The following is an 11,956-nucleotide window of genomic DNA, read 5'->3' on the forward strand; positions in this document are numbered from 1 at the left end:
AAAAGTCAAGTTATGTTTTAAAAAGTATTATTGATAAGAGGCTATTACAAAATCATTCATTTGATTAAAATTTTTAAGAATATCTTTTAATAAGGAAATTTGAACTTTGGTTCTTACTAGATTATGTTCTTGATATTCGATCTTATAATAAATATCATTATTTAAATAATCAGCTAAAAAACGAATGGCTTGTTCGTAAGTGATAATTTTTACCCCAAGCATTAAAGATTTTATTTCTTCATGTGTTATAAAATTTCTAGAAGCTTTAGCATATCCTTTCGTGAAAGCTTTAAATAAGTTTATATCTAAAGAAACTTTAGCTATGTTTTTTTCTCCTTCTGAAGCTGTATTCATACCTGTTCTTACAGCATCACCAAAATCGTAGGCTAAATAACCAGACATTGTTGTGTCTAAATCAATAATACAAATAATTTCATTATTTTGGTTAAATAGAATGTTTGCTACTTTGGCATCTTGATGAATTGTACGTAAAGGTATTTTTTCTTGGTTTCCAAGTAAAATAATTTCATGCATTTCAGGGGCTAAACTTAACAAGTATTCTATTTCATCTTTAACTTTTGAAAGTTTATTATTTTGATTTTGTTGAATAGCTTTTTTTAGCTGCTCAATTCTGTTTGGGGTATTGTGAAAATTAGGTAATACTTCAAATAATTTAGGCTGGGGTAAGTCTGACAAAACTTGATGGTAGTTTCCAAAAGCTTTTCCTAAACTTTCAGCCTGTTTTTCATTATTTAGTGTTTCAATAGTTTTTGAATTGTTTATATAATTAAACATTCTCCAAAATGAACCATCTTTATTTTTGTAATATCTCTTATTCTTTTTTGTTAGAATAATAGTTAATATTCTATCTGATTTATCTTTTGGTGTTCTAGATTGAATATGTGTTGTTATTCTAAATATATTTTCTGAAAGTTTATCAATATCTTTAAAAATATGATTATTTATTTTTTGGAGAATATAACAATCCTTTGAAGTAATAATTTTGTAAGTGGTGTTTATATAGCCTGAATTGATTATTTCATGAGTTATAAAATCCCCCTTTATTTTAAAAGCTTGAATAATTGAAGTAATATCCATTATTAATTCCAAAGTTGTTTAGGATATTCTCCAGAAGAAGTTAATTTTTTAATATTGTTTTCAACTACTTCTTTATCTTCTTTATATGTCATTCCAAACCATTTAGAACTGGTTGGTAAAATTTTTACAGAGCTTTTACTTTTGACTACTAAGTTATTTAAAACAAAAGGAAGATAGAATTCACTTTTTAACTCATGAATATTTTCTCTAAGAAAAGAGATAAAATCTTCTTCAAAAGAGGAGAATATGGCAGGAGTTAAACCAAACATATTCATAGAAGCAATTTCATTTGATTTTAAAACTGTTTCCGTATTGTTCTCTAGATAAACAATTGTGTGATCTTCTTTTTTTATAATATTGGTACGCTCAGTAATAGAGGTAAGGTTGTTGTTGTCAACTTCACAAATTCCTCTTGAAACACTTCCGTTAGTTGATAAGGTGTTTTCAATACGGTAACCTACCATGCATTGTTTTGAAAGATCGTTTTCTTTTAAAGATGAAAGATGTTTAGCCATAATTATGAAAGAATCACTACCATAAAAATCATCAGCATTTATTACTGCAAAATTAGTGGTAACAACGTTTCTTGCAGACCAAATTGCGTGGCCAGTACCCCATGGTTTTGTTCTTTTAGAAGAAGTAAAATCAAGAGGTAAATTTTGAGTGTCTTGAAAAACAAAATCTACATCAATTTGATTATTATATTTTGCAGTGACTTGTTTTTTAAACTCTTTTTCAAATTCTTTACGAATAACAAAAACAACCTTAGAAAATCCAGCTCTTTTTGCATCAAAAACGGAATAATCAATAATGGTTTCTTTGAAAGAATTAATAGGGCTTAATTGTTTTAATCCACCAAAACGGCTACCCATACCAGCAGCCATTACTAAAAGAGTTAAACTCATAGGATAGTGTTTTTAAATATCTCTCATAATTTCTAAAGGCGTATCTTTTTTCCACAGACCATTTGTAAAGTCAGGTATAGGAATAGACAAACTTTTACTAGCTACTGAAATTTCAGAAAGAGGTGTAATAGCACTCCACATAACACTGTCATAAGCATTAATATCTAACGGTAAACCAAGGTTCAAACATCTGATAAGTCGATACATCATTACAAAGTCCATTCCTCCATGCCCTTGTTTGAAACTTTGACTTATGGTTTTTAACTTTTTAATTATTGGGTGCGTATATTTTTTTGAATAGGATTGATAATCGTCTTTAGAAAGCCATTGATGCCCCCAATAAGCTAGCTCTTCTTTGTCAATATATAACCTACTAGGATAACCATCATGAGTTGCTTTAGTTCCTACTACTTTATTTATTCTTGAGTATGGACGACCAGTATGAACATCAAATTGAAGTAAAATACTTTTACCTTTAGCTGTTTTAATCATGGTTGAATTCATATCACCACATTTAAAATTTGTGTATGGAGAATTTAGTCTTTTAGCAGTTTCACTTAAGTTAAGTTCTCTAGAACTCATAGATGTTAGATGGTCAAAAGTATCTCCACGACCAATATTTAAATAAAAACTAATAGGGCCTAAACCATGAGTTGTGTAAAAATTACCATCTCTTTCAATGTGATGCTTTAATCGCCATTGATCTTCATAATAATCTGAACTCAACATGTGAGCTCTTAAATCGTGTAAATAAGCACCTTCAGTATGAGTGATATCTCCAAAAACTCCGTTTTCAATCATATTAAGAACAAATAATTCCTCTTCATTATAACAGCAGTTTTCAATCATAATACAGTGTTTCTGATTTCTTTCTGCAGCTTCTATTAGTTCCCAACATTCACTTAAAGTATAAGCAATTGGTACTTCACATGCTACATGCTTTCCTTGATTCATACCATATATACACATAGGTGTATGTAGTTCCCATGGAGTAGTAATTAATAATAAATCTATATCATCTTGCTTTGCAAGTTTTTGCCATTCGTTTTTATCTCCAAAGTATAAGTTTGGCTTTTTCTTTTGCCATTTACTTAAGCTATCAGCAGCCTTTTGAACTTTTTTCTCTTGTAAATCAGAAAGAGCTACTATTTCACAATATCCTTGTTTAGCAAGCCATTCATACATTTGTAATAGAGTGGTACCTCTATTACCAAGTCCTATAATTCCAACTTTAACTTTTTTTATAGGTGAAGCTTTAAACCCAAACAAATTCCCTTTAGTGGGTTTAGAGGTTGTTTTAATTGCACCTAATAGAGCATCATTATCATTAGCATAAGATGAAAAAGGCATTGAAATAAATGCAGAAGCACCTAAGAGTGATTGAATAAAGTTTTTTCTGTTCATGAGAATAGGAATTATATCTTGTTTACAGTTACATAGAAGTTGTTGTCTACAACAAGAGTTTTAGTGTTTGTTTTTAGTGTTTGCCATTTTTCAGTTGGCTTTAATGTACAAGCTTTATTGTTGGCTGTAACTTTAATAGCCATGTTAAAGCCTTTTACAACATTATTCCAACGGTATTTTAATTTATTATCAGTAATTTGATACTCAAAAACAGGAATTTTAACGGTACGTAAATATTGATCAAAAACTTTGGTTAAATCAATACCAGATTTATCAATCATATACTTTTCAACTTCTTGAGTAGTTACTGTTTTGTGATAAAACTTTTTATTTAAGCCACGTAAAATTTTACGCCATTTTTTATCATTATCTATTAATTGACGAATTGTATGAAGCATATTTGCTCCTTTGTAGTACATATCACCTGAACCTTCACTATTTACATTATATTGTCCTATAATTGGGATATCGTTTCTTATAGATCGTCGAGTACCAATAACATATTCAGCTGATGCTTTTTTTCCATAATAATAATCTAAGAATAAGTTTTCAGAATACGCGGTAAAGCTTTCGTGTACCCACATGTCAGCAATATCTTTATTAGTAATATTGTTAGCAAACCATTCATGACCAGCTTCATGAATAATAATAAAGTCGAATTTTAATCCCCATCCAGTACCAGATAAGTCATTTCCTAGGTATCCTTGTTTATATTGATTTCCGTAAGTAACTGAACTTTGATGTTCCATGCCTAAATAAGGAACTTCTACGAGTTTAAAACTATCTTCGTAAAAAGGATATTTACCAAACCAATGTTCAAAAGCCTTCATCATTTTTGAAGCGTCTCTAAACTGTTTTTTTGCTTTTTCTAGATTATCACGTAAAACGTAATAGTTCATATCTAATACACCATCTTCACCGTCATATTTTTCTGAAAAATTCACATAATCACCAATATTTACATTAACACCGTAATTATTAATAGGATTCTTAACAAACCAATGAAAAGTAGTAGTGTTGTCATTGTGCTTTTCAACTTTTCTAAGTCTACCATTAGAAACGTTTGTTAAATTTTTAGGAACACGAACACTTATAGCCATACTATCAACTTCATCATACATATGATCTTTATTAGGCCACCAAACACTAGCCCCTAATCCTTGGCATGAAGTTGCTACAAAGTGATTTCCATTCATGTCTTTTTTCCAAGAAAAACCACCATCCCAAGGAGCTCTTATAGCTTCTTTGGGGGTTCCTTCATAATAAACTATAATAGAGTTTGTAGTACCTATTTGTTGTTTTTCTTTTAATTGAATGAAATGAGCATTACCTTCTGAAGTAATCATAAGGCTTTTTCCATTTTGGGTAGCTTTTGTAATTTTTAAAGGAGCTTGTAAATCTATTTGTAGCCTAGAAGCAGGTTTTAAAACTTTATAAGTTACTTTGTTGTGGCCTTTAATGAATTTTTTATCAGGATCCACTGAAATATTTAAATGGTAATAAGATAAGTCCCACCAAACTCTTTCAGGAGTAATAGAACCTCTTAGTGTATCTTGACGAGTAAATGTATTTGTGTGTTTAAATAAAGATGTTTGCGCAAAACTTAAAAAGCTTGCAAATATTAAGAAACTACTAAAAATAATTTTTTTGCACATAATTTTTACTGAAATTGAGTTGCTAATATAAGTTTTTAAAGTTTTTTTATTGACTTTAACTTTTGGATATTTGTCTAAAATTATATAGAATGTCAAAAGTTGTATTTATTACTGGAGCTTCTTCAGGAATAGGAAAATCTATAGGATTGTATTTGCATGGTAAAAATTATAAGGTGTACGGTACTAGTAGAAATCCGAGTAAAGTAAATGTTCCTTTTTCAATGGTAGCTTTAGATGTTACTCAGAAAGAATCTATTAAAAGAGCTATCGGCGAAGTGATTGGGATAGAAGGAAAGATTGATGTTTTGATAAATAATGCAGGTAAAGGAATCACTGGGCCAATTGAGGATACGCCAACTGAAGAAATGAAATCTAATTTTGATACTAATTTTTTTGGAGTTATTGATGTAATTAAAGAGGTGTTACCTTCTATGCGGTTAGAGAAGAGTGGACTCATTATTAATACAACTTCAATAGCAGGTTATATGGGATTGCCATTTAGAGGAGTATATTCTGCAAGCAAAGGGGCTTTAGAATTGGTAACTGAGGCGTTAAGTATGGAAGTTAAGAGTTTTGGTGTACGAGTGGTGAATGTAGCTCCGGGTGATTTTGCTACAAATATTGCTGCTGGTAGATATCATACGCCGGTATTTGAAAATTCAGCGTATAAAGAAAAATATGCTGAGAATTTAGCATTAATGGATAGTCATGTGAGTTCAGGGGAAGATCCAATGATGATGGCAAAAGCTATTTATGAAATAATAAAAAGCAAGTCACCTAAAATACATTATAAAGTAGGAGGGTTTATGGAGAAATTTTCAATTATTTTAAAAAGAGTTTTACCTGATAAAATTTATGAAAAACTATTAATGAACCATTATAAATTGTAAATTTGTAGCGTATTAGAAGAAATATTTTTTTAGAAATAGAACACAACTTTTTAAATTATAAATAGATGAAATTTTTTATTGACACAGCTAATCTTGATCAAATTAAAGAAGCACAAGCTTTAGGTATTTTAGATGGAGTAACTACTAATCCGTCATTAATGGCAAAAGAGGGGATTACTGGAGAAGAAAATATTATTAACCATTATAAAGCGATATGTGATATTGTTGAGGGAGATGTTTCTGCTGAAGTAATTTCAACTGATTATGAAGGAATGGTAAGAGAAGGTGAGGCATTAGCAGCTCTTAATCCACAAATAGTAGTAAAATTACCAATGATTAAAGATGGTATAAAGGCATGTAAATATTTTTCTGATAAAGGTATTAAAACAAATGTAACATTAGTTTTTTCTGCTGGGCAAGCATTATTAGCAGCAAAAGCAGGAGCAACATATGTATCTCCTTTTATAGGTCGTTTAGATGATATATCTACAGATGGTTTAAACTTAATAGCCGAAATTCGTCAAATTTATGATAACTATATGTTTGAAACAGAAATTTTAGCTGCTTCTGTTCGTCATACAATGCATATCATTGATTGTGCTAAATTAGGATCTGATGTTATGACTGGACCTTTAAGTGCTATTTCTGGATTATTAAAACACCCTTTAACTGATATAGGTTTAGAAAAGTTTTTAGCTGATTATAAAAAAGGACAACAGTAATTGTTAGCTGAATTCTTTGAAAATGAAATATAAAGAAATCATATAAAAAATAGATTTCTAGATTAACAAATAAGAATTCCACACTATTAGTGTGGAATTTCTTTTTTAGTAATACTTTTGCACTCTGATGTATCCAAAAAAACAATTAGCACAATTAGTAATTTCAGCATGTCAATTTTATAATATTGATACTGTTGTAATATCACCTGGTTCAAGAAATGCACCTTTAACAATAGGTTTTACTAATCATCCTGATATGGAAACTTATAGTATTGTTGATGAGCGTTGCGCTGCGTTTTTTGCTATGGGAATAGCTCAACAAAAACGAAAGCCAGTGGCGATAGTATGTACTTCAGGCTCAGCATTACTTAATTATTATCCAGCAATAGCTGAGGCTTTTTATAGTAAAATACCTTTGTTAGTTATATCTGCTGATAGGCCAAGACACTTAATTGATGTAGGGGATGGACAGGCTATTAGACAAGAAAATGTTTTTGCAAATCATATTTTATATTCAGCAAATTTGGTAGAAGATACAAATGAACTGGGTCGTAATGCGGAAATGTTAAATGAAGCTATAAGCACAGCAATACAAAAAAAAGGCCCGATACATGTAAATGTTCCTTTTGAGGAGCCTTTATATGAAGTTGTTGATGAGATGGGAGAGGTAATTAAGGATGAGGTATTGAAGATATCTAAAGAAGAATTAACATCAACTGCAAGTAATATCAACTATGAGTATTTTGCTGATATATGGAATTCAGCAGAACGTAAATTGATTTTAATTGGAGTAAATTACCCTTCTGATGAGTTGCAAAGTATTTTAAGTAAGTATGCAAATGATGAGTCTGTTTTAATAATGACTGAAACAACGTCTAATTTATATGGTTCAAATTTTGTAAATAATATAGATGTATTAATTACTCCACTTAACGAAAAATCTTTTGAAGCTTTACAGCCAGATGTTTTAATTACATTAGGTGGAATGGTTGTGTCAAAAAGAATAAAACAATTCTTAAGGAAGTATCAACCAAAGCATCATTGGCATATTGATAAACTTGAGAAATTAGATACTTATTTTTGTTTAAGTGAGTTTGTTCAAGAAGTGCCGGAGATGTTTTTTTTAGAGTTAATTAATTACAAGAAAAAGATATCAAGCAGTTATAAAGAACACTGGTTAGAGATAGAAAATAAGAGAATAGATAGTCATGAAAATTTTGTAAAAACTATTTCTTATTCTGATTTAGAGGTGTTCAATGTATTGTTAAAATCTATTCCAAATAATTGCCAATTACAATTAAGTAATAGTTCAGTTATTAGATACACACAATTGTTTAAATTGAATCCAACATTACGAGTTTTTTGTAATAGAGGAACTAGTGGGATTGATGGAAGTACTAGTACCGCAATTGGAGCTGCATTAGCAAGTAAAGAACAAACCGTATTTATTTCTGGAGATATTAGTTTTTATTATGATAGTAATGCTTTATGGAATAGTTATGTGCCTAGTAATTTTAGAATCATTATAGTAAATAACTCAGGAGGAGGAATTTTCAAAATAATACCAGGGCCTCAAACAACGAATGCGTTAAATTATTTTGAAACACCTCACAGTTTAAATGCTGAATATTTGGCAAAAACATATGGTTTTGAATATGAGTCAGTAACGAATGTAAAAGAGCTAGAAAATAAGCTATCTGGATTTTACAGTGATTCACTAAAACCGAAAATTTTAGAGATATTTACACCTTCAAGTGTAAATGATAGTATATTAAAAAAATATTTTAAAAATTTATAATGGATTTAAAAATAGGAGATAAGGTAGATTTAGTAATTGGTACTGAAAGTCATTTAGGATATACAGTATTAATAAATGAAGAGTTTGAAGGATTACTTTACAGAAATGAAGTTTTTACTGAATTAGAAGAAGGGTTTAAAACTGTAGGTTACATAAAAAAGATTCGTGAAGATGAAAGAATTGATGTTTCATTACAACCTCAAGGTTTTAGAAATGTAATAGATGCTGATGTTGAAAAAATTCTGAATAAATTAGAAGAAAAAAAGTTTCTTTTATTGACAGATAAAAGCTCTCCTGAATCAATTAAATTTCATTTACAAATGAGTAAAAAAGCATTCAAAAAAGCTATTGGTAGTTTATATAAGAATAAAAAAATTGTTTTAAAAGAAGATAGAATAGAATTAAGTTAAAATAAATAATTAGTATGAAAAAAAGAGGTATGAAAAAAAGAGGTATGAAAAAAAGAATATTTTTAAGTGTTGTATTATTGTTTTCAATTTTTAGTTTGAAAGCACAATATCAAGAAGAAATAGATTCTGGTAGACCAGGAAATGCGATTAGTGTATTTTCTGTTGGGAAAAACGTTTTTCAGTTGGAGACTGGGATGGATTATTTAGAGGAACACAATTCGTTTAAATTAAACTCTATTTTGCGTTATGGTATATCGGAAAGAATTGATCTTATTGCAGGTATGCTTTATGATTTCTCAAATAAAAAAGAAAAAATTGAAATGATTTCATTTGGTGGTAAAGCTAATATTTTTGAAGGAGATGGAATACTTCCTTCAACTGGTTTTCAGCTTACGTTTAATTTATCAAATTCAATAAATCAAATTGATTATTCTTCTATACTCTTTATTATGGGGTATTCGTTTAATGAAAATTTAAGTTATACATTTAATTTTGGAGCAAATATTGATTTAAAATCTAGTGTTTTGGTAGAAGAAGTAAAAGAAATAAAGGGTGTAAGAAATGGAGTTAAAGAAGAAAGAGGTGTTTTTGTAGAGGGGGTGTATGCATTTAATTTATCATATAAATTAACTGATAAAATTTCTGTGTTTGTTGAGCCTTATGGTTCGATTGATAAGTATACAACACCTAAGATTAAAATTAATTTTAATTCAGGAATCTCATATTTAATAAATAAAGATTTGAAAATCGATTTATTAAGTGGTAAAGGTATAAATGTAAATAATGATTGGGGAGTAAGTGGAGGAATATCTTGGAGAATTGGCGAAAAAAGAGGATAATATTATATAAATAAAAANNTTTTTATTTATATAATATTATTTATCCTCCTCTTTTTCTTCTTCTTCATTATCTTCTTCAGGAAGAATTTCTTCATCTGGTTTTTGACTACCCATTAAATCATTAACTCGCTTTATGTTTTCATAAAAAGAGTCAGTGTTAGGATCTGAGGGGTTCATTTTTCCATAAGCGGCTTTGTAATAAAAATCTGCTTTTTCATAATCTTTACCAAGTTCATGAAATTTTCCTACATAATAATCACCTAAATGTAGGTCTGGATATTTAATCATAACAAAATCACCTAAAACTCTTAAGTAATCTCCATCCATTTTGTCCATAACAATACCTTCAATAGCATAAATGTCATCTAATCTTACATTTAAATTAGCGCCATATAAATATTGAATGTCTAAATATTTTTTCTCTAAATATTTTATTGCATCAAGAGGATCTAAGTCTTTTACGTTTTTTTCATACTCACCTTTAGATATTTTGGAGTATAAAGAAAACATATTTGTAAAAGCCCTAGGTATAGTTTCACTAATGGTGGCTAAAAAACTAGGAGAGCTTTCAAATTTATCAAAGTTTACATGAAAGTTTTCAGCATTAAAAGAAGATAGGAAAGTTCCGATTTCGCTATACCTATCATATAACTCTTCTGTTGTTTGTTTTTTAGAGTTACTAGCATATATGTAGTAGGTATTGTCTATTTTTCCAAGTCTGCTAAGTGTATATGAATTGATGATTTGAGGAGCATATTTTGCAAATTCAGGGGTAGCACATATGTAGGCATTAAAAATAGGTTCAGGTTCTTTTAAAAAATGAGTTAAAAAATTAGCTCCTTTTCCTTCACCTGTAATAGACATAAAAGGTGATGTTTTAAAATTGGCTTCCATATAAGGAATTAATTCATGCTTAATAAAGTTATAAAAATGAGAAGATCTACTAGTTAGCATATTAGTAGCTTCTACTATGGAAATATCTTTAGCGTACGTTTTTTCCATATCAATACCAACAACTATTTGTCTTGGAGCTTTGTCAACATTGGCAAACAATTTCGCGTTTCCAACATATAAATCAAATAAATATTGATTACCCAATACAATAGCTAGTGGGTAATTAGCAGTTAAATCTTTTTTGTAGTTTTTTGGAAGGTAAATTTTAAAACTTCTTTTTCGTTTCAATTCTTTAGAATCGATAGATTTAGTAATGACTTCCTGGGAAAAAGAAGAAAATGAAATGCAAAAAGCAAATACAAGAGACAGATATTTCATAGGGATTGGTTTATTAATACTCAAATATAAAAAAGAAAATAAAGTTATTATGCTATTTTTGCTTTATATAACGATAATAGTTTGAAATTATGATACAACCTCAATGGGAAACCGCCAAAGAGTACGAAGATATTACGTATAAGAAATCACACAATGTTGCAAGGATAGCATTTAACAGACCTAATGTGCGTAATGCATTTCGTCCACATACAACATCTGAATTGTTAGATGCATTTAATGATGCACATGAAGATACTAATATTGGAGTTGTATTATTGTCAGCTGAAGGGCCATCAACTAAAGATGGTGTTTGGAGTTTTTGTTCAGGAGGAGATCAAAATGCACGTGGCCATCAGGGGTATGTTGGAAAAGATGGGTATCATCGATTAAATATTTTAGAAGTTCAACGATTAATTCGTTTTATGCCTAAAGCTGTAATTTGTGTAGTTCCAGGTTGGGCAGTAGGTGGTGGACATAGTTTACATGTTACTTGCGATTTAACTTTAGCAAGTAAAGAGCATGCTATTTTTAAACAAACAGATGCCGACGTAACTTCATTTGATGCAGGATATGGTTCTGCATATTTAGCTAAAATGGTAGGGCAAAAGAGAGCTAGAGAGATATTCTTTTTGGGTAGAAATTATTCTGCGCAAGAAGCTTATGAAATGGGGATGGTGAATGCTGTTGTACCTCATGATGAGTTGGAACAAACAGCATTTGATTGGGCTCAAGAAATATTAGAAAAATCGCCAACATCAATTAAAATGTTAAAGTTTGCAATGAATTTAACTGATGATGGAATGGTAGGACAACAAGTGTTTGCAGGTGAAGTTACACGTTTAGCATACATGACAGATGAAGCTAAAGAAGGACGTGATGCTTTTTTGGAAAAGAGAAAGCCGAACTTCCCTAAAACATGGATCCCTTAAAATTAAATTAACTTGTTGTTATAAATAAAAATGA

At 29.7% G+C, this 11,956-nt stretch carries 11 protein-coding genes; 6 read left to right on the plus strand and 5 right to left on the minus strand.

What is annotated here, in order from left to right; genetic code table 11:
* Positions 1 to 27: 27 nt before the first annotated feature.
* From DS884_RS10180 to DS884_RS10195, 4 genes are read right to left on the minus strand one after another with little or no spacing between them, the layout of a single operon-like run.
* Complete coding sequence (locus DS884_RS10180) at positions 28 to 1,098, minus strand: phosphotransferase enzyme family protein (protein ID WP_093868847.1); 1,071 nt, start codon at positions 1,096 to 1,098, stop codon at positions 28 to 30.
* Positions 1,099 to 1,100: 2 nt separating this feature from the next.
* On the minus strand, positions 1,101 to 2,003 hold the full coding sequence (locus tag DS884_RS10185) for a sugar phosphate nucleotidyltransferase (protein WP_113786656.1): 903 nt from the start codon (positions 2,001 to 2,003) through the stop codon (positions 1,101 to 1,103).
* Positions 2,004 to 2,015: 12 nt separating this feature from the next.
* Positions 2,016 to 3,407: a Gfo/Idh/MocA family protein gene (locus tag DS884_RS10190; protein ID WP_113786657.1), complete on the minus strand. Its 1,392-nt coding sequence runs from the start codon at positions 3,405 to 3,407 to the stop codon at positions 2,016 to 2,018.
* Positions 3,408 to 3,418: 11 nt separating this feature from the next.
* Positions 3,419 to 5,062, minus strand: a complete 1,644-nt coding sequence (locus DS884_RS10195) for a M1 family metallopeptidase (protein WP_113786658.1) — start codon at positions 5,060 to 5,062, stop codon at positions 3,419 to 3,421.
* Between the two features lie 89 nt (positions 5,063 to 5,151).
* Between DS884_RS10195 and DS884_RS10200 the strand changes: the two genes are divergently transcribed.
* From DS884_RS10200 to DS884_RS10220, 5 genes are all read left to right on the plus strand, one after another.
* Positions 5,152 to 5,952, plus strand: coding sequence for an SDR family oxidoreductase (locus DS884_RS10200; RefSeq protein ID WP_113786659.1), 801 nt, complete (start codon positions 5,152 to 5,154; stop codon positions 5,950 to 5,952).
* A 65-nt stretch (positions 5,953 to 6,017) separates the two neighbouring features.
* Entirely contained in the window at positions 6,018 to 6,674 is a 657-nt protein-coding gene (gene fsa / locus DS884_RS10205; protein ID WP_093868842.1) for a fructose-6-phosphate aldolase, read from the plus strand.
* Between the two features lie 127 nt (positions 6,675 to 6,801).
* Complete coding sequence (menD, locus tag DS884_RS10210) at positions 6,802 to 8,472, plus strand: 2-succinyl-5-enolpyruvyl-6-hydroxy-3-cyclohexene-1-carboxylic-acid synthase (protein ID WP_113786660.1); 1,671 nt, start codon at positions 6,802 to 6,804, stop codon at positions 8,470 to 8,472.
* Complete coding sequence (locus DS884_RS10215) at positions 8,472 to 8,882, plus strand: DNA-binding protein (protein WP_113786661.1); 411 nt, start codon at positions 8,472 to 8,474, stop codon at positions 8,880 to 8,882. The genes menD and DS884_RS10215 overlap by 1 nt, the downstream gene beginning before the upstream one ends.
* A 44-nt stretch (positions 8,883 to 8,926) precedes the next feature.
* The gene (locus tag DS884_RS10220; RefSeq protein WP_158530836.1) at positions 8,927 to 9,721 is read left to right on the plus strand and encodes a transporter; all 795 of its coding nucleotides are present in this window, start codon (positions 8,927 to 8,929) and stop codon (positions 9,719 to 9,721) included.
* Between the two features lie 36 nt (positions 9,722 to 9,757).
* Here the strand turns inward: DS884_RS10220 and DS884_RS10225 are convergent, their stop codons facing one another.
* A complete protein-coding gene (locus tag DS884_RS10225; protein WP_093868839.1) occupies positions 9,758 to 10,993 on the minus strand; it encodes an alpha/beta hydrolase-fold protein in 1,236 nt (411 codons plus the stop codon).
* Between the two features lie 89 nt (positions 10,994 to 11,082).
* Here DS884_RS10225 and DS884_RS10230 point away from each other — a divergent pair, with 89 nt between their 5' ends.
* On the plus strand, positions 11,083 to 11,922 hold the full coding sequence (locus DS884_RS10230) for a 1,4-dihydroxy-2-naphthoyl-CoA synthase (RefSeq protein WP_093868838.1): 840 nt from the start codon (positions 11,083 to 11,085) through the stop codon (positions 11,920 to 11,922).
* Positions 11,923 to 11,956 lie beyond the last annotated feature (34 nt).

Source organism: Tenacibaculum sp. E3R01, assembly GCF_003318185.1.
In the GTDB taxonomy this organism is placed as follows: domain Bacteria; phylum Bacteroidota; class Bacteroidia; order Flavobacteriales; family Flavobacteriaceae; genus Polaribacter; species Polaribacter halocynthiae.